The 18,772-nt window shown below is 63.2% G+C and carries 18 protein-coding genes; 2 read left to right on the top strand and 16 right to left on the bottom strand.

Annotated elements, in window-relative coordinates; translation table 11 throughout:
• Position 1: 1 nt before the first annotated feature.
• From hflC to J0M27_RS15735, 16 genes are all read right to left on the bottom strand, one after another.
• On the bottom strand, positions 2-817 hold the full coding sequence (gene hflC / locus J0M27_RS15810; protein WP_294993777.1) for a protease modulator HflC: 816 nt from the start codon (positions 815-817) through the stop codon (positions 2-4).
• 59 nt (positions 818-876) lie between these two features.
• The gene (gene hflK / locus J0M27_RS15805) at positions 877-2,142 is read right to left on the bottom strand and encodes an FtsH protease activity modulator HflK (protein ID WP_294993740.1); all 1,266 of its coding nucleotides are present in this window, start codon (positions 2,140-2,142) and stop codon (positions 877-879) included.
• Positions 2,143-2,209: 67 nt separating this feature from the next.
• Positions 2,210-3,325: a ribosome rescue GTPase HflX gene (gene hflX, locus J0M27_RS15800; protein WP_294993737.1), complete on the bottom strand. Its 1,116-nt coding sequence runs from the start codon at positions 3,323-3,325 to the stop codon at positions 2,210-2,212.
• 45 nt (positions 3,326-3,370) lie between these two features.
• Entirely contained in the window at positions 3,371-3,607 is a 237-nt protein-coding gene (gene hfq / locus J0M27_RS15795; RefSeq protein ID WP_294993734.1) for an RNA chaperone Hfq, read from the bottom strand.
• Positions 3,608-3,690: 83 nt separating this feature from the next.
• Positions 3,691-5,049, bottom strand: a complete 1,359-nt coding sequence (der, locus tag J0M27_RS15790) for a ribosome biogenesis GTPase Der (RefSeq protein ID WP_294993731.1) — start codon at positions 5,047-5,049, stop codon at positions 3,691-3,693.
• A gap of 48 nt (positions 5,050-5,097) precedes the next feature.
• Positions 5,098-6,240 carry an outer membrane protein assembly factor BamB gene (gene bamB, locus J0M27_RS15785; RefSeq protein ID WP_294993728.1) on the bottom strand — a complete coding sequence of 381 codons (1,143 nt, stop codon included), beginning with the start codon at positions 6,238-6,240 and terminating at the stop codon, positions 5,098-5,100.
• A gap of 11 nt (positions 6,241-6,251) precedes the next feature.
• Entirely contained in the window at positions 6,252-6,917 is a 666-nt protein-coding gene (locus tag J0M27_RS15780) for a tetratricopeptide repeat protein (protein ID WP_294993725.1), read from the bottom strand.
• Positions 6,904-8,211 (bottom strand): histidine--tRNA ligase, encoded by a 1,308-nt coding sequence (hisS, locus tag J0M27_RS15775; protein ID WP_294993722.1) that lies wholly within the window; start codon positions 8,209-8,211, stop codon positions 6,904-6,906. Before hisS ends, J0M27_RS15780 begins: the two co-directional genes overlap by 14 nt.
• 45 nt (positions 8,212-8,256) lie before the next feature.
• Positions 8,257-9,510 (bottom strand): flavodoxin-dependent (E)-4-hydroxy-3-methylbut-2-enyl-diphosphate synthase, encoded by a 1,254-nt coding sequence (gene ispG / locus J0M27_RS15770; RefSeq protein WP_294993719.1) that lies wholly within the window; start codon positions 9,508-9,510, stop codon positions 8,257-8,259.
• A complete protein-coding gene (locus J0M27_RS15765) occupies positions 9,507-10,355 on the bottom strand; it encodes a helix-turn-helix domain-containing protein (protein WP_294993717.1) in 849 nt (282 codons plus the stop codon). Before J0M27_RS15765 ends, ispG begins: the two co-directional genes overlap by 4 nt.
• A complete protein-coding gene (gene pilW, locus J0M27_RS15760) occupies positions 10,348-11,136 on the bottom strand; it encodes a type IV pilus biogenesis/stability protein PilW (protein ID WP_294993714.1) in 789 nt (262 codons plus the stop codon). Before pilW ends, J0M27_RS15765 begins: the two co-directional genes overlap by 8 nt.
• Positions 11,133-12,254, bottom strand: coding sequence for a 23S rRNA (adenine(2503)-C(2))-methyltransferase RlmN (gene rlmN / locus J0M27_RS15755; protein ID WP_294993712.1), 1,122 nt, complete (start codon positions 12,252-12,254; stop codon positions 11,133-11,135). The genes pilW and rlmN overlap by 4 nt, the downstream gene beginning before the upstream one ends.
• Positions 12,255-12,260: 6 nt before the next feature.
• Positions 12,261-12,686 carry a nucleoside-diphosphate kinase gene (gene ndk, locus J0M27_RS15750; RefSeq protein ID WP_294993709.1) on the bottom strand — a complete coding sequence of 142 codons (426 nt, stop codon included), beginning with the start codon at positions 12,684-12,686 and terminating at the stop codon, positions 12,261-12,263.
• A 165-nt stretch (positions 12,687-12,851) separates the two neighbouring features.
• A complete protein-coding gene (locus tag J0M27_RS15745; RefSeq protein ID WP_294993706.1) occupies positions 12,852-14,135 on the bottom strand; it encodes a TRAP transporter large permease subunit in 1,284 nt (427 codons plus the stop codon).
• Positions 14,132-14,872: a TRAP transporter small permease gene (locus J0M27_RS15740; RefSeq protein ID WP_294993703.1), complete on the bottom strand. Its 741-nt coding sequence runs from the start codon at positions 14,870-14,872 to the stop codon at positions 14,132-14,134. The genes J0M27_RS15745 and J0M27_RS15740 overlap by 4 nt, the downstream gene beginning before the upstream one ends.
• A 100-nt stretch (positions 14,873-14,972) precedes the next feature.
• Positions 14,973-15,977, bottom strand: a complete 1,005-nt coding sequence (locus J0M27_RS15735; protein ID WP_294993700.1) for a TRAP transporter substrate-binding protein — start codon at positions 15,975-15,977, stop codon at positions 14,973-14,975.
• 151 nt (positions 15,978-16,128) lie between these two features.
• On the opposite strand from J0M27_RS15735, the gene J0M27_RS15730 reads away from it, so the two are divergent.
• Both J0M27_RS15730 and J0M27_RS15725 read left to right on the top strand, forming a co-directional pair.
• Complete coding sequence (locus tag J0M27_RS15730; protein ID WP_294993697.1) at positions 16,129-18,096, top strand: PAS domain S-box protein; 1,968 nt, start codon at positions 16,129-16,131, stop codon at positions 18,094-18,096.
• On the top strand, positions 18,093-18,698 hold the full coding sequence (locus J0M27_RS15725; protein WP_294993695.1) for a response regulator: 606 nt from the start codon (positions 18,093-18,095) through the stop codon (positions 18,696-18,698). Before J0M27_RS15730 ends, J0M27_RS15725 begins: the two co-directional genes overlap by 4 nt.
• The last annotated feature ends 74 nt before the right edge of the window (positions 18,699-18,772 follow it).

Below are 18,772 nucleotides of genomic sequence, written 5' to 3'. Positions count from 1 at the left end.
ATCACTTGCCCTTGCCGCTGTTCTTCAGGTACTTGAAGAACTCGGAATTGGGTTCGAGAACCATGAGGTCGCTCTTGCTCCGGAAACTGCCGCGATAGGCTTCGAGGCTGCGATAGAAGGCATAGAACTCGGGGTTCTCGCCGAACGCACGACCATAGATCGCCGCACCCTTGGCATCGCCCTCACCCTTGATCTTCTGCGCATCGCGATAGGCCTCGGCCAGGATCACCTCGCGTTGCCGGTCGGCATTTGCGCGAATCTTTTCCGCCTCCGCGGCACCTTCGGCGCGCAACTCGCTGGCCACGCGCTTGCGCTCGGTTTCCATGCGCCGATAAACCGACTCGGAGACTTCCGGCGGCAAATCGACACGCTTCAAGCGAACGTCCACGATTTCCACACCGATAGCACGCATGTCGGCATCGGCTTTCTTCTTTACCACGACCATGATGTCGTCGCGCGCGCCGGAGACCACGTCATGCACTGTGCGCCGGCCGAACTCTTCGCGCAACCCGGCATTGACAGTCTGCGAGAGTCGGGTCCTGGCCAGGGTTTCATCGCCGCCGACCGAAACGTAGTACTGCTTGACATCGTGGATGCGCCATTTGACAAAAGAGTCCACCAGCACCGGCTTTTTCTCGGCGGTCAGGAAGCGCTCTGGCTCGGGGCTATCCATTGTCAGGATGCGCTTGTCGAAAATCCTCACGTTCTGAATCAGCGGCCACTTGAATGCAAGTCCCGGCTCGGAAACGACTTCCTTTATTTCTCCGAGCTGGAAAATGATTGCGAACTGTCGCTGATCGACCGTGAATATCGTCATCGCGAACAGCGCCAGAAGGCCGAAGATGAATGACGCAACGAAAGACAAGTGGCGCTGCATCAACGTTCTCCCCGCTCGCGAGAGCCCAGGTTTCCGCGCGCGCGCGCGTCGCCCGGCGCGGTGCGCTCGGTCTGCGGCGGAGCATCGGGCGTGGCGGTCGCAACGCCGGGCACTACTCGAGGTACAGCTGTTTCGACGGCTACCGGCGTGGCAACTGCAGCACCAGCAGCCTGCATCAGCTTGTCGAGGGGAAGGTAGAGCAGATTGCCAGGACCCTTGGAGTCCAGCATCACCTTGCTGGTATTGGCGTAGACCTGCTGCACGGTTTCCAGATACATGCGACTGCGCGTCACTTCAGGTGCCTTGCTGTATTCCGTCAGGATCTGCTTGAATCGGGATGCATCGCCCTCGGCAGTGACGATGATGCGTTGCCGATATCCAGTAGCCTCCTCCATCAGCCGCGAGGCGGCACCCCGCGCGCGCGGGATCACGTCGTTGGCATAGGCCTGTCCTTCGTTCTTCTGCCGCTCGCGATCCTGCCCTGCCTTGACCGCATCATCGAACGCGGCCTGTACCTGCTCCGGCGGCTGGGTGCTCTGCATATTGACCGAGCGAACCAGGATACCGGTCTTGTAACGATCGAGGATGTCCTGGATCAGCTTCTGCGTATTGGCGGCAATCTGGTCACGCCCCTCGTAGAGCACGAAGTCCATCTTGCTCTTGCCGACCACTTCGCGGATCGCGGTCTCCGCCGCCTGCATGACAGTATCATCAGGATGGCGGTTGTTGAACAGGTAGGCCTGCGGATCCGACAGCAGGTACTGCACGGCAAACTGCACGTTGACGATGTTCTCGTCGTCGGTCAGCATCAGCGCTTCCTTGAGCACCTTGTTCTTGTCCGAACCCCGATAGCCGATTTCCACCGTGCGCACGCCGGTGACATTGACGATCTCGTGGGTCTGGATCGGCCACGGCAGGCGCCAGCGCAAGCCCGGCTCGGTGGCTTCCTTGAAGCGGCCGAACTGCAACACCACGCCGCGCTGAGAGGCATCGACGATGTAGAAGCTGCTGCCCAGCCAGATCGCAACCACCAGCATCACGATGACACCGATGCCACCGCCGAACTGACGGGGGCTGATCGAAGGCATCCGACTTCCCCCATCACCGCCGCCATCACCGCCCCCGCCGGCCTTCCTGCCAAACAGGCCCGACAGGCGCCGATTGAAATCGCGCCAGAGTTCTTCGAGGTCGGGAGGGCCTTGGTTGCCGCCGCCGCGCTTGCCGCCACCGGGTTGATTACCCCAGCCGTGGTCGTTGAGAGACATGAGGATTCCGGCGATCACGTTGTGTTTGTTCAGGAAAGGAAGGATTAGGGATGGATTGCGAATGTCATCAGGCCGCAATAACGCGGAACTCGCCAAGCGGTCCCGCAAATTCGGCGAGGGCCTCCCGCAGCAGCGGTATTCCAGCTCCACTGTGGGCGCTGAGTCGAACGGTCGAAATCTTACCACAGTCGTCCCGCTCGACCCCGGGACTGGCGGCGGTCAGGTCGGTCTTGTTCCAGACCACGATCTGCGGCACATCGAGTGCCCCGATTTCCTTCAGCACTTCAGCCACGGCGTGGATCTGCTGGTCGCGGTCGGGGCTGGAGGAATCGACAACGTGCAGCAGCAAATCGGCCTGCGCGGTCTCTTCGAGGGTGGCATGAAAGGACGCTACCAGGGCGTGCGGCAAATCGCGGATGAAGCCAACGGTATCAGACAACACCATCGGGCAGGAATCGGCCACGAACAAGCGGCGCGAGGTCGTGTCCAGGGTGGCGAAAAGCTGATCGGCGGCATAGGCCCCGGCTTTGGTGAGCGCGTTGAACAAGGTGCTTTTCCCGGCGTTGGTGTAGCCGACCAGGGAGACCGCCAACACTTCGCCGCGCGTGCGTCCGCGTCGTCGGACCGCGCGCTGCCGCTCCAATTGTTTCAGCCGATCCTTGAGCAGCGCGACGCGCTTGCCGAGCAGGCGGCGGTCGGTTTCCAGCTGCTTTTCCCCGGGGCCGCGCAATCCGATGCCGCCCTTCTGCCGCTCCAGGTGGGTCCAGCCACGGACCAGGCGCGTCGCCAGAAACTGCAACTGGGCAAGCTCGACCTGCAACTTGCCTTCGTGGCTCCTCGCGCGCAACGCGAAGATATCGAGGATCAGGCTGCTGCGATCGACGACGCGGCATTCCAGTGCCTGCTCGAGATTGCGCTGCTGCGCCGGCGACAATTCGTGGTTGAAGACCACGACGTCGGCAATATGCAGGCGGACCGCCGCGGCGATTTCCTCGACCTTGCCCTTGCCGGCATACAGCGCCGGGTCGGGCCTTGCGCGCCTGCCGGAAATAACCCCCAGCGCCCGCGCACGGGCACTTCCGACCAGCAGGCGGAACTCCGAGAGGCGCTCTTCATAGTCGCCTTCGCCAAAGTCAAGTTGTACCAGTACCGCATTCTCGCCACTGGCGGGACGTTCGAACATCAGGGCAATCGCCTCATGGCAATCGCCGGAATCCGCGCTGAATCGTCAATCGGTGTCGGCTTCCTGGGCGAAACTCACCGGCCGTCCGGGGACGACAGTCGAGATCGCATGCTTGTAAACCATCTGCGTCACCGTATTCTTGAGTAGAACGACATACTGATCGAAGGATTCGATCTGCCCCTGCAGCTTGATCCCGTTGACCAGGTAAATGGAAACCGGAACGTGCTCGCGACGCAATGTGTTCAAAAACGGGTCTTGTAGCATTTGCCCTTTATTGCTCATGGTGGTGATCCTTTGGGGATTGTTGGTTTTTTGAGTGAATTACTGTAATCGATTTTGCGGTGCCGTGCCACCCGCGCCGACTTTCACTTTTCGCGCCGAAGTTTCGGTTTGACCGGCCGCCCCTCTTGTGAAAAAGGATTCTTGCTGGTCTTGTACTGGATGCGCAATGGAGTGCCCTGCAGTTTGAACGCCTCGAGGAAATAACGTTCCAGATAGCGGGTGTAGGACGTGGGAATGTGTTCGAGCGCATTGCCGTGGATGACGATTACGGGTGGATTGCTGCCGCCCTGGTGGGCATAGCGCAATTTGGGACGAAACGCGCCATGGCGCGGCGGCGCCTGTTTTTCCTGGGCGGCGATCAGCACCCGCGTCAGCTTGGGCGTAGACAATTTGGCCATGGCCGCGGCGTACGCCTTGTCGACCGAGGTCAGGACGCCAGCAATGCCCTGACCTTTGAGCGCCGAGATGTGATGAACCCGGGCGAAACCGAGGAAGTTCAGCTTGCGCGCCACGTCCTGCTTGATCTGCTCGCGCCGGTAGTCGTCCACCACATCCCACTTGTTGACGGCAACGACCAGCGCCCGCCCGGCATCGATCGCGAACCCGGCGATGTGCGCGTCCTGGTCGGAGATTTCCTGGGTGGCATCGACCATCAGCACCACCACGTTGGCCTCCTCCACCGCCTGCAGGGTCTTGATCACCGAAAACTTCTCGATGGTCTCGAACACCCGGCCCTTGCGCCGCAAGCCCGCCGTGTCGATCAGGGTGTAGGCACGGCCATTGCGTTCGAAGGGAACCTCGATCGCATCGCGCGTGGTGCCGGGCATGTCGAAGGCGATCACCCGCTCTTCGCCGAGCAGCGTATTGACCAGCGTGCTCTTGCCGACGTTGGGCCGTCCGGCGATGGCAACACGGGGGCCGGCCGTCGCGTCTTCGGCTTCGCTCTCGCCCGGAAACGGCGCCAGCGCCAGTTCGACCAGCTCGCGCACGCCCTCGCCGTGGGCCGAGGATATGACACAGGGGGCGCCGCAGCCGAGTTCGTAGAATTCGGCTGCAACCACGGCGCGATCCATTCCTTCGCCCTTGTTCGCCGCGAGCAGCACCGGGCGCCCGCTGCGGCGCAGCAGTTCGGCGATGACCCGATCCTGCGGCGCCAGGCCGGTACGCACATCCACCACGAAGACCAGCACGTCGGCCTCGGCGATCGCCGCCTCCGCCTGGCGCGCCATTTCATGGACGATGCCTTCCTTGGCCTGCGGCTCGAAGCCTCCTGTATCGACCACGAGGTAGGGCTTGCTGCCGAGGCGCCCGTGACCGTAATGACGATCGCGGGTCAATCCCGGCTGATCGGCGACCAGCGCATCACGCGAGCGTGTCAGGCGGTTGAACAGGGTCGACTTGCCGACGTTCGGGCGGCCGACGATCACCAGCGTCGGCTTCATCCCGTACCGCCAACCACGGCATTGTGCGTGCGACGAATGCGCACGAAATCAGCGGACTTCAAGCACATGCAGGCCGCCGTTCGCGGTCTGCACCAGCAATCCGCCAGCGAAGCGGACCGGGGCGGCGCGCACCGCGCTGCCATCAGTGCTGGCACGGGCGGCGAACGCGCCATCGTCACCGCGCAGCAGGTGTACCACACCCTGATAGTCGGCGACGGCGACACGGCCATCCAGTGCCAGCGGACGCGTAAGCCCGCGCAGCGCGAGCTTGTCCTGCTTCCAGACGCTTGCCCCGCTGTTGCGATCCAGCGCATGCACGCCGCCCTTGTCATCCACCACATAGACACGGCGGTCGTCGATGTCGACGCCGGCGCTGGACGACATTTCACGCGACCAGAGCGTGTTGCCGGTATTGCTGTCGAAACATGCGACCCGCCCCTGGAAGGCCGCAGCGCAAACGGTGCTGCCGCTGACCACCGGCGCACTGGTGATATCGGCCACACGCTCCAGTTCGGTGGCACCCTTGGGCAGGGCCACCGTGACCTCCCATACCGCCGCACCATTGTTGTTGGCGATCGCCACCAGTTTGCCGCCCGGGAAGCCGGCCAGCGTGAACTTTCCGGCGGGAAGCACGCCGACGTTCGAACGCAGCGACAAGGGCGGCGTACTGCGCTGGTACACCCAGCGCCGTTTGCCATCCACTACATCGAAGCCGAAGATGCGCGAATCCCCGGAACGAACGATGGCCAGTCCTTCCGCCACCGCCGGCGCCGCCAGCACCTCGGAGCTAACCCGTGCCTTCCATGCTTCGCGGCCCGTGGCCGCCTCGAAGGCCAGCACCTCCCCCTTGGGCGTTCCCACCACCACCAGCTTGCCGTCGCTGCCGACGCCGCCGGAGATGGCCTGCCCGGCCGCGATGCGCCAGACCTGGCGGCCGGCGTCGAAACGCGCCACCGAGCCATCGCGCGCCGCTGCATAGACGCTCTCGCCAACCACCGCGGGCGAGAAGGTGAATTCGCCGGCGCTGCCGACACCGGCCTGCCACAAGCCCTTGAGTTCGGCACTGGCCTGGATCGCTGCCAGTTCGGCCGGCTTCACCTTGGGCCCGCTGGAAGCAAAGGGGTTGAGCTTCTCCACGCTCGAGCAGGCGCCCAGGGCAAACGCGCCAGCGACAAGCAGGGAAAACCTCATGGCGGGCAGCCTCACTTGGCCGCCCCGAGCGCGTCGCGTTTGGCTTCGAGCACATCCTTGTAGCCGGCGCGTTGGCTGGCTTCGTCGTCCTTGGCCAGCGCCGCGAGCTTGGTCAGCGCGGAGTCATAGGCGTCCCGCGCCTCGGCGGCTTTCCCCTGGGCGGCAAGGATGTCGCCGCGCAGTTCCGCGAACCGCGGCGCGAACGGCGCCGCCGGTTCCGCTGCAAGCTGCTTCATCGCTTCATCGTAGGACTTTTCGTCGAGCAGCAGTGTCGCCAGGCGTAGCCGGGCCAACTCGCGCAAACCCGGGTCCTTGGCGTTTTCAGCCGCCCACGCAAGCTGCACGCGGGCATTGCGCGCATCGCCAGTATCCACCTGAACCCGCGCCGCGAGCAATGCGCCCATGCCGGCATAAGCCGTCACGGAGTACTTGTCGACCAGTTCTCCGGCCAGTTCGCGGACGCGCTTTGCGTCGCGCTGCATCGCGGCGGCCTGCAAGTTGGCGAACACCGCCGACGCCTCGACGGCCTGCTGGCGCTGCCACCAGTTCCAGCCCTGCCAGCCGGCCATGGCCAGCGCCACGACGAGCAGGAACCCGGTCACCAGGTTGCCGTACATCTTCCACCAGGTCTTCAGCTCGTCGAGCTGTTCCTGTTCTTCCAGGTCATAGGCTGCCATTGTCGTCTTCCATGGGAAAAAGAATATCGCCGAGATGATCGGCCAGTTGGTCAAAACTCACGCGTACCTGCGCCGCCGGATGATCGGCATCCGACCTCAGGGGTTTCACGCTTATCTCGTTTGCGGCCGTCTCGTCATCGCCGACTATCAGCGCAAGCTGCGCGCCAGAGGCGTCGGCCTTTTTCATCTGCGACTTGAAGCTGCCGCCGCCGCAATGCAGGTGGATGGTGAATCCGCCGCTGCGCAGTGCTTCGGCGATGCGAAAGGCAAATCGTCCGGCGGCCTCGCCCTGATGAACAAGATACGCGTCGGGCGCCGGCACTTCATGACGGTGCCCCTGATCCTGCCACAGCGCCAGCAGGCGCTCGACGCCCATGGCGAAACCGCAGGCAGGCTGGGGCTTGCCACCCAGCTGTGCGACCAGTCCGTCGTAGCGGCCTCCGGCGCACACGGTACCCTGCGCCCCGAGCTGGTCCGTCACCCACTCGAACACGGTCAGGTTGTAGTAGTCCAAGCCGCGCACCAGGCGCGGGTTGATCCGGTACGGAATCACCGCATCCTTGAGCAACTGCTGCACGCCTTCGAAATGCTTGAGGGACTCCTCGCCGAGATAATCGATCAGCTTCGGCGCTGCCTCGACCATACCCTGCAGCGCAGGATTCTTGGTATCCAGGATGCGCAACGGATTGCTGTGCAGGCGGCGCTGGGCATCGGCGTCGAGCTGCTCGCGATGCCCTTCGAGATAGGCCTGCAGGTCGGCGCGATGCCGCGCGCGCTCGTCGCTCTGGCCGAGCGAGTTGATTTCAAGGCGGATGCCCTCGAGCCCGAGGTCGTCCCAGAGGCGTGCGCACATGGCGATCTGCTCGGCATCGATGTCGGGTCCGGGAAACCCCAGCGCCTCGACACCGACCTGGTGGAACTGCCGGTAACGGCCCTTCTGTGGCCGTTCGTGGCGGAACATCGGGCCCATGTACCAGAGGCGCTTGGGTCCGTCGTAAAGCAGGTTGTGCTGCAGCACCGCGCGCACGCAGGACGCCGTGCCCTCCGGGCGCAGGGTCAGGCTCTCGCCGTTCAGGGCGTCCTCGAAGGAGTACATCTCCTTCTCGACGATGTCGGTCACCGCGCCGATGGCGCGGGCGAACAGCGGTGTCGGTTCGACCATCGGCATGCGTATCGGACGGTAGCCGTAGGCACGCAGCCAGTCGCGCACGGCCTCCTCGAACTGCTCCCAGAGTTCGGCTTCGACCGGCAGGATGTCGTTCATGCCGCGGATGGCTTGCAATGTCTGGCTCATGTTTTGTCTATTTCGGCAGGCGCGTTGGTACTGCGCCAATCGCGATCAGTGACTCGCTCTTTCCGGATACTTTCTCGAAACGTAGTCGTCAACGATCTGACGGAACTCCGCGGCGATGTTCTCGCCGCGCAGCGTGACGACACGTTCGCCATCGACATATACCGGAGCCACGGGCGCCTCGCCGGTACCGGGCAGCGAGATGCCGATGCTGGCGTGCTTGCTTTCTCCGGGACCGTTCACCACGCAGCCCATCACGGCCAGCGTCATGTTCTCGACGCCGACCCGGGCGAGGCGCCATTCCGGCATGCGCTCGCGCACGTAGTTCTGGATATCCTGCGCCAGCTCCTGGAACACCGTGCTGGTGGTGCGTCCGCAACCGGGGCAGGCCGCCACCAGCGGAGTGAATGCGCGCAGGCCCATGGTCTGCAGGATCTCCTGGGCGACGATCACTTCCCGGGTGCGGTCGCCGTTGGGCTCGGGGGTGAGCGACACGCGGATGGTATCTCCGATGCCTTCCTGCAGCAGCACGCCCAGCGCCGCGGTCGACGCGACGATGCCCTTGCTGCCCATGCCGGCCTCGGTCAGGCCCAGATGCAGTGGGTAGTCGCAGCGCCGCGCGAGTTCGCGATAGATCGCGATCAGGTCCTGCACGCCGGAGACTTTGCATGACAGGATGATTTGGTCGCCGGGCAGGCCCAGTGCTTCGGCCTGGGCCGCCGATTCCAGGGCGGAGGTCACCATCGCTTCGCGCATGATCTCGGTCGCATCCTTGGGCTCCGCACGCGTGGCGTTTTCGTCCATGATGCGGGCCAGCAGCGCCTGGTCGAGGCTGCCCCAGTTCACCCCGATGCGAATCGGCTTGTCGTACCTGCAGGCGATCTCGATCAATTGCGCGAACTGCTCGTCGCGCCGCGCCCCTTTGCCGACATTGCCCGGATTGATGCGCAGCTTGGCCAGCGCCTCGGCACATGCCGGATGCTCGGCGAGGAGCTTGTGCCCGTTGAAATGGAAGTCTCCGATCAGCGGCACGTCGACGTTCATCTGCGCCAGTCGGTCGCGAATCTTCGGCACGGCGGCGGCGGCTTCGCGTGTGTTGACGGTGATGCGCACCAGTTCGGACCCGGCGCGCGCCAGTTGCGCCACCTGCATGGACGTCGTGAATACATCTTCGGTGTCGGTATTGGTCATGGACTGGATGACCACCGGTGATGCGGGCGCCGTACCACCAACGCTGACTTTCGCCACCATGACGCGGCGACTGCTCCGCCGCGCCGCCAAGCCCCGGGAAACGCCGCTCATTCGAGTGTAAACCGCGCGACTTCTTCGCGGGTATGCGGCTTGAGGTCGATGCTGCGCTCACCCATGAACAGTCGCACGCCGGATGCCTTGCCTATCCAGATCTGGAACGGCGCCTTGCCGTCGACGTCCTGCCGGGTTCCGGCCGGGTACTCGCCGACAAATACGATCTTTTGCGTCGCGTCGCGTATTTCGACCCAGGACCGGTCGTCGAATTCAACGCGCAGTCCGCCCGCCGGTGGCGCGACGACCGGCGCGCCCTCGACGGTCGTCGGCGGCGTCGGCACGACCACGGGAGCCACGGGCGGCGAGGTCGGCGGATTCGTTGCCGGCGCCACGATGCCGGAGACGGCGGACGTGCCCGGCGGCTCGTCGGAACCGGACATGACGAGAAACCAATAGGCTCCCAAGGCAAGGAGCACAAGTACCGCGACGATGGCCGGCAGGCTGGCGGAGCTTTTCTCGACAAGGGTCGAATCCTCGGCCTCCCCCATGTTGGCGGGCGGACGGACGTCGGATTCCGGAATCGGTACCGCCGGATCGAGCTGGGCTAGCAGTGGAGTCGGATCGAGCTTGAGGAACTTCGCGTAGTTGCGCACCAGCCCGCGAACAGCGGTGGGACCCGGCAAGGCGGCGTAGTCGTCGCGCTCCAGCGCCTCGATCTGGCGTGCGCTGAACCGGATTACCTGCACCACGTCGGAAATCGACTGGCCGCGCTCTTCCCGCGCGCGATGCAAGACCGCGCCCGGCGTGTTCGACAGCGCCGGTTCGGCCGAATTGTCGGCGGGCGTCGCGCCGGGTTGTTCCGCTTCGGGTACGGCGGATTCCGTCACTGGTGCCTCAGTCATACTGCCCCTGGTTCATCAGGCGCTGTTCCGGCGACCCGGGAAAGCGGCGGCGCAATTGCGATGCGTAGCGCGCTTCCGTATCCCGATTGCCAAGCTTGCGCTCGATGCGCAAGGCCAGCCAAACGAGCTCGGCCGTCGGTTCCATCATTCTTTCGATATCGGTCGCCCACTGGCGGGCTTCCGCAAGGCGGCCCTTGCGATAGGCGATGTCCGCCAGCCAGTACAGAGCCTGCGTATTGGTCGGCGACAAACGCAGCGCCAACAGCAGGTAATCCTCGGCGGCCTTGTCGTCCTTCATGCGCAGGGAACAGATTCCGGCGTTGGTGTAGGGCTTGGTCGGCGTCGGATACAGCGGGTTCTTTGCCGCCGCCGTGAAATAGCCGATCGAATCCTTTTCTCGACCATTGTGGCAAAGGAACCAGCCGTAGTTGTTGTTGATTTCCGGATCGCCGGGAGCCAGACCGAGGGCTTTCCGAAAATTTTCGTCGGCCAGTCCGGGCTCGTTCATCCCCATGTGGGTAAGGCCCAGCAGGTTGTAGGCCGGCGCATAGCCGGAATCGGCCGCGAGCGCGATGCGCGCCTCCTCGAGCGCAATCGCAAAGCGTCCGTCGAGCAGGTAGAGGGAGCCCAGTTCGACATGGACCCTGGCCCGTTGCTGCTGTTCGCTGGCCGCGGGCTGTGCCGAGACCGCCTGCTGCGCGCCCTCGCCGGAACCGGACCCGGACGTGGTGCAGGCCGCCAGCAGGAACGCCATCGAAAGAACCAGGATCGTATTGTTCATGGGTGCAGTTCAACTCCAGCAAGGCTGCCAGCCGTCACGCTGGCCGAAGCGGCAAGACGAACCACACGCCGCGACTTGTCCTGCACCCGTCCCGCCAGCTGTCCGCAAGCGGCATCGATGTCGTCGCCGCGCGTCTTGCGGATCGTGGTAACGATGCCGGCATCGATGAGCAGGGTGGCGAAGCGCCGCACCCGTTCCGCCGGGGAACGACGGAAACCGGAATCTTGGAACGGGTTGAAGGGGATCAGGTTGAACTTGCAGGGTACGTCGCGCACCAGGTGCAGCAGCGCGCGGGCATCGGCGTCGCTGTCATTGACCCCGTCGAGCATCACGTACTCGAAGGTGATGAAATCGCGCGGCGCATGGACCAGGTAGCGCCGGCACGCCGCCATGAGCTCAGCCAGCGGATATTTGCGGTTGATCGGGACGAGCCTGTTGCGCAGGCCGTCGGTCGGCGCGTGCAGCGAAACGGCGAGCGCCACCGGGCAGGCCTCGGCCAGCCTGTCCATGGTCGGCACGATACCCGAGGTGGACACCGTGACGCGCCGCCGCGACAGGCCGTAGGCGTTGTCGTCCAGCATCAGGCGCAGGGCGGGCACCAGGTTGTCGAAGTTGGCCAGGGGTTCGCCCATGCCCATCAGCACCACGTTGCTGATGATGCGTTCGCCCCCGGGGGCAAACCCCAGGGCGCGATTGGCCTGCCACAGTTGGCCGATGATTTCGGCCGTGGTCAGATTCCGGTTGAAGCCCTGGCGCCCGGTGGAGCAGAACGCGCATTCCAGCGCACAGCCCGCCTGCGAGGAAACACACAGCGTGCCGCGGTCATCCTCGGGAATGAACACGGTTTCCACCGCGTTGCGATTGCCGACATCGAACAGGAACTTGCGCGTGCCGTCTTCAGACAGCTTGTCGCTGACAGTCGGCGCCGGCGACACGGCGGCCGAGGCCAGGAGCTTCTCGCGCAGCGACCTGGCAATGTCGGTCATTGCATTGAAATCGCCCTCCCCGCGTTGATGGATCCAGCGCAGCACCTGGCGCGCGCGGAAGGGCTTCTCGCCCTGCCGTGCGAACCAGGCGCTCAGGCCTTCTGCATCGAAATCGAGGAGGTTGACGCTCATTTCTGCTTAGCGCGAGTAGACGTTCAGCGCCGGGAAGAAGTAGGCGATCTCGACCGCGGCGGTTTCCGGCGCATCCGAGCCATGCACGGCATTGGCGTCGATGCTGTCGGCGAAGTCGGCGCGGATGGTGCCGGGAGCCGCCTTCTTCGGGTCGGTGGCGCCCATCAGTTCGCGATTCTTGGCAATGGCGCCCTCGCCTTCGAGCACCTGAACCATCACGGGGCCGGAAATCATGAACTCGACCAGGTCCTTGAAGAAGGGACGGTCCTTGTGCACGGCATAGAAACCCTCGGCATCCTTGCGCGAAAGGTGAATCATGCGGGATGCGGCGATCTTGAGACCGTTGGTCTCGAATCGGGAATAGATCTTGCCGATCACGTTCTTTGCAACTGCATCGGGTTTGATGATCGACAGGGTACGCTCGACAGCCATTACTTTCTCCAGAACAGGTTGAACTACAAGAATAAATTGCGCAAAAAACCTAACTTGATATTTTATCTCAGTTTCCTGCCCATTTTCGGGCATGACGGCCCGCCGGACGCAGAAAAGACAAGGGCCCGGTAATGCCGGGCCCTTGTCGCCGAGGCAGTCGGATTGCTACATCATGCCCAGATACTTCGGGAACCAGATCGACAGGCCGGGCCAGTAAGTCACCACGACCAGGAATCCCAGCATCGAAAGCAGCCAGGGCCAGACCGCAACCGTCAGCTCGGTGATGCCCATCTTGGTGATACCCGAGGCTACATAAAGATTGAGGCCCACCGGCGGATGGCACATGCCGACTTCCATGTTGACTACCATGATGATGCCGAAATGTACCGGATCGATGCCCAGCTTGACCGCCACCGGGAAAAGGATGGGCGCAAAGATCAGCACGATCGATGACGGTTCCATGAAGTTGCCGGCCAAGAGCAGGATGATGTTGCAGGCAAGCAGGAAGGTGATCATGCCCAGGCCGTGGCCCAGCATCCAGTCCGCCAGCGCCTGCGGGATGTTCTCGTTGGTCATGATGAAGGAGAACAGCACGGCGTTGGTAATGATGTAGAGCAGCATCGCCGACATGTTTGCCGAATTGAGCAGCACTCGCGGCACATCCTTCGGGCCGAGATCTTTATACACAAACACGGCCACATAGAAGGCATACACCGCGCTCATGGCCGCCGCCTCTGTCGGCGTAAACATGCCCGAATAGATGCCGCCCATCACGATCACGATCAGCAGCAGGCCCCAGGCAGACTCTTTGAAGGCCTTGAGTTTCTCGGGAAAAGTGGCCTTGGGCAACCGCGGATAGTCGAACTTGCGCGCCCGGTAGTAAGTTACCCCGCCGAGAACCATGGCCAGGCCTATGCCAGGCACCACGCCGGCCATGAAAAGGGCACCGACCGAAGTATTGGTCGCCACCGAGTACATCACCATGACGATGGACGGCGGGATCAGGATTCCCAGCGCGCCCGAGGTGGTGATCACGCCGGCGCCGAACTTGTTCGGGAACCCCGCCTTGACCATCGCCGGCAGCAGGATCGAGCCGATCGCCACCACGGTTGCCGGCGACGAACCGGAAATCGCCGCGAACAAGGCGCAAGCGACCACGCCCGACAGGCCCAAGCCTCCATGCCAGTGTCCGACCATTGACGAAGCGAAGCGGATCATGCGTTTCGCCACCCCGCCATGGGTCAGGAAGTTACCGGCGAGGATGAAGAACGGGATCGCCATGATCTCGAACTTCTCGATGCCGGTGAAAAGCTTCAGTGCAACGGACTCCAGAGGTACCTGGGTGAAGAGGAAGAGAAAACTGAGCACCGTGAGGCCGAGCGAAATCGAAATCGGCATGCCGGTCAGCATCAATCCCAGCAGGATCACAAAAATGATGGTGGCGTTCATTTCGGTTGTCCTCCCAGATCTTCCTTGCGCCGATCCGGGTCGGTCGGAACATTCCGCGAGCGACGGTCGTCGCCCACCATGGTGTGCTTGAGATCCCGCATGTGCAGGTTGTCATCCATTTCGTAAGGATTGACGTCGACCGGCGGTGTTTCCTCCTCGAGACCATCGACGTGGCCATGATCGTGATGTGGCAGATCACCCGTACGGATGAAGCTCACCAACACCTGCAGGAAGCGGAAGCACATCAGGCTGCTGCCGAGCGGAATCGCCGAATACACGATCCACGTCGGCCATTCCAGGTCAGGCGTGGTCGGGCCTTCGGGTACGTCGCCGACCGACATGCCCAGGGTCGTGAATATCGCGTAGTGCGCGCCGTTCTCCCAGACAAAGTGAGCGCCCAGCGTACCGACGATGCCGGTAAACAGTGCGCCGGCAGCCAGGCCGAATATGATGAACTTGCTGCGCATGCTGTCTTCGAGCCGATTGATCAGCACGTCGACGCCGACGTGGATGCCGGTGCGCACGCCGTAGGCGGCGCCGAACTTGGCCATCCAGACGAACATGATGATGCAGAGTTCCTGCGCCCAGCTGAAGTTGAGCGACAGCAGCCAATCCTGCACCCCGGGGATTCCGGCGCTGGCGGCATAGCGATGGACAACCGCGGCGAATATGATCAACGTAGCGGCGCCCATGAGGAATGTGATCAACCACTCCTCAAGATGATCGAGAAATTTCATGGAAATGCTCCCCCGGGATTGACGGTAGCCTGCTTGATGCTCTACGAGTTGAGGCTACCGCCGGCAGCATGGCATGCCGGCGGTTTGATGCCGATCTGTCTTAAAGCTTGTTGGGATCGAACCCGGTTTCCTTGTAGATCGACTGGAGCAGGTCCTTGCCGACACGGTCGGCCATCTTCACGTGCACCGGAGCCATGGCCTTCTTGAACGCCATGCGTTCTTCCTTGGTCGGCACATAGACGGTCGTCTTGCCGCTCTTCTTGACACCTTCGAGCGACATGTCGTTCTCTTCCTGCGCGATCTTGTTGGCGTAGGCCGTAGCCTCCTTCATGGCCGCTTCCAGCTGACCACGAACATCCGCGGGCAAGCCTTCCCAGAACTTCTTGTTGGTGATGACCGCGTAGCCGAGGTAACCGTGATTGGTCAGCGTCAGATGCTTCTGAACTTCATGCATCTTCTGCGTGTAAAGGTTCGAGATCGGATTTTCGGTGCCATCGACGACGCCGGTCTGGAGTGCCTGATAGACCTCGGAAAAGGCCATAACCTGAGGCAGGCCGCCGACCGAGCGAATCTGCTCTTCGAGCACCTTCGATGACTGGATGCGCAGCTTCTTGCCCTTGAGGTCGGCCGGTGCCTTGATCGGTGTATTGGCGGAGAAGGACTTGAAGCCGTTGTCCCAGAAGGCCAGCCCCTTGATACCCTTGGGCTCCAGCTTGGCCAGCATGCCGGCTCCTATCGGTCCCTGCGTGATCTTGTGCAGATCGGCCGTGTCGTCGAAGATGTAGGGGAAATCGAATGCCTCGAATTCCTTGACGCCCAGCGGGCCGAATTTTGCCAAGGATGGTGCCAGCATCTGCACGGCACCGAGTTGCAGCGCCTCCATCTCTTCCTTGTCCTTATACAACGCACTGTTGGCATAGACCTCGACCTTGGCCTTGCCCTTGGTCAGCTCCGCGGCCCTCTTGGCGAAAAATTCCGAGGCCTTGCCCTTGGGCGTATCGGCGGCCACCACGTGACTGAACTTGATGACGATCGGGGCCTGGGCCATGGCGATCATCGAGAACGTGGCGGCAACTAGGCCGACAACCATGGTATGCATTTTCATGTTCCATCCTCCTGTTGGTGTTGTGGTGCGCGAAAGATTACCACTCCGCACGCTGCGGTGAGGCGAATTCTCCATGTCCCCGCTTGGGCTGCCTATTGTGGATTTCCGCAAACGTGCCACCCGGTGCGGCGGGCCGCGCTAATATCGTGGCGTGAACCTTCACTCGCCCAGTCCACCGCCAGAGCGCACCAGCCGACGGAGCTGGCTGTGGATCCTGCCGCGACTGGCCTTTGTCCTGTTCGTCAGCGGCGTCGCCCTGCTGCTCTGGATGTCTGATCGCGCCGACAAAGAGGAAAGGCGCGCGACGCTCATCAGCGACATCCTGTGGCTGGAACAGAATCTTCGCTTTCATCTGACGCGCAACCAGGAAGTCCTCGGACGCATCGACCTGGCGCACACGCTCGACGCCAGGGCCTTCGAGTCCTTCGCCCGTACCGTATTCGGCTTCGAAAGCGGGCTGCGGCAACTGATCTGGCTGGGAACCGACGGCAGCTTGCGACAAGCGCATCCGATCACCATGGATCCCAGTCTGGTAGGCGAAGCCGGGGAAGCCCTTCCGTCCCGACAAAGCTTTCGCCTCGCGCGCTCGCTGGGCAAGCCTGTCTACAGCAAAGCCTATCCCTACTTCACGGACGACTGGCAGTTCGAAGTCCACGTCCCTGTTTCGCGCGAGGGCAAGATCGTCGGCGTGGTCGTAGGCGTCTACCGCATCCGCGAGCTTCTCGGCGACAGCGTGCCATGGTGGCTGGCCGAGCGCTATCGCATCAGCATCGTCGGCGATTCCGGCAAGGTGCTAGGCACACGTTCCAAGATTGAATCCGCGGTGACCGAAGAGGGCTATCAGGTCGCCTTTGATCCTCCCGGCTGGGGCCTGAGCATACACGCCGTGCCCTATCACGCGCCGCGGCCCCTGGCCAGCGTGCTGCTCTCGGTCAGCCTGGTCATCCTGGCGCTGATCGTGCTGTGGAGCCTCTGGATCCTGCGCCGCCACGTCCTGCGTCGCCAGGCCGTGGAGGAGCAGTTGCAGCGGGAACACGCATTCCGCAAGGCGATGGAGGATTCGCTCGATACCGGGATGCGCGCACGCAACCTCGACGGGGAGATCATCTACGTCAACCCGGCCTTCTGCCGCATGGTCGGCTGGTCGGCGGCGGAACTGATCGGCCGCCGTCCGCCGATGCCTTACTGGGCTGACGACTATCTCGACGAAACCCGCGCCATGCATGACCGGGTCCTCGCCGGACAGGGCCCGGAAGAAGGCTTCGAGCTGAAGTTCAAGCGCCGCAACGGCGACGTAATCGATGTGCTGATCCACGAGGCGCCGCTGATCGACGCCCAGGGCCGGCACTCCGGCTGGATGGGCTCGATGGTCGATATCACCGAGCGCAAGCACGCCGACGAACGCGCGCGCCAGCAGCAGGATCGCCTGCAATCCACGGCGCGGCTGGTCGCCATGGGGGAAATGGCGTCGAGCATCGCGCATGAACTGAACCAGCCGCTGGCCGCCATATCGAGCTATTGCACCGGGGCGGCCAACCTGCTGCGCAAGCAGACGCCGACGACCGACGTGCTGCCCGCGCTGGACAAGGCGGTGGAACAGGCACACCGCGCCGGACAGGTGATCCGTCGGATCTACAGCCTCGCCCGACCGGGCGAAAATCACTTCGAAAAAGTTCATCTTGCGCAGCGCATCGAAGCCGCGCTGGCGCTGATGGACGGCGAGATCCGGCAAAAGGGCATCCGCGTCTCGCTGGCGCTTTTCCCGCAGGTGACGGTCGAGGGCGATCCGGTCCTGCTGGAGCAGGCCCTCTTCAACCTGCTGCGCAATGCGATCGAATCCATGCGCGACACCGCGCCCGATCAGCGGCAACTGGTCATTGCACTCGACTGCGCCGATGGCTACGCCAGGCTCGCAATCGCCGATCGCGGCTGCGGAATCGATCCCGGCGTGGCCGATCAGTTGTTTGACCCGCTATTCACCACCAAGACCGAAGGCCTTGGCATGGGGCTGGCAATTTGCCGTTCGGTGATTGAGAATCACCGGGGCCGCCTCTCGTTCGAGGCCAACCCGGAAGGAGGAACCGTATTCCGCATCCTGCTACCCCTGGCGCCGCCGTGAGCAGCCCCGTCACGCATATCGTCGACGACGATCCGGCGGTACGCGATGCGCTGCAATGGCTGCTGAAGTCGCGCGGTGTCCAGTCCCAAACCTGGGCATCAGCGGAGGAATTCCTGTCGGCGGACAGTCGCGAACTGTGCGGCTGCCTGCTGCTCGATGTGCGGATGCCCGGCATGAGCGGCATCGAACTGTTCGATCGCTTGCGCGGTATCGGCTGCCACCTGCCGGTAATATTCCTCACCGGGCACGGCGACGTGCCGATGGCCGTTCAGGCACTCAAGGACGGCGCCTTCGATTTCATCGAAAAGCCCTACGATGACAACGCCCTGGTGGACAAGGTGCTGGCCGCGATCGGGCACGACGCGAAGCGTTGCGCCCACGCCAACGCAATTCGCGCTCTGCGCCAAAAACTGGAGCAACTTACGCAGCGCGAGCAGGAAGTTATGCAGATGATCCTCGCCGGCAAGCTGAACAAGGTCATCGCCGATGACCTGGGCATCGCAATGCGCACCGTCGAGGTTCATCGCTCCCACATCTTCGAAAAGATGCAGGTGCGCTCGGCAGTGGAGCTTTCACAGCTGCTGAGCACGCTCGGCGGATAGCCGTCCGCCCGGAAACTCTCGCGACAAAACCGGATCGAAACCAACGGGGCCGCTCGGGCGAGGTTGCGCCGGTC

Origin of the sequence: Sulfuritalea sp. (assembly GCF_017302275.1) — a bacterium.
Classification (GTDB): domain Bacteria; phylum Pseudomonadota; class Gammaproteobacteria; order Burkholderiales; family Rhodocyclaceae; genus Sulfuritalea.
Note: the sequence above shows the minus strand (reverse complement) of the source record. Positions and strands in the feature narration are given on the sequence as shown.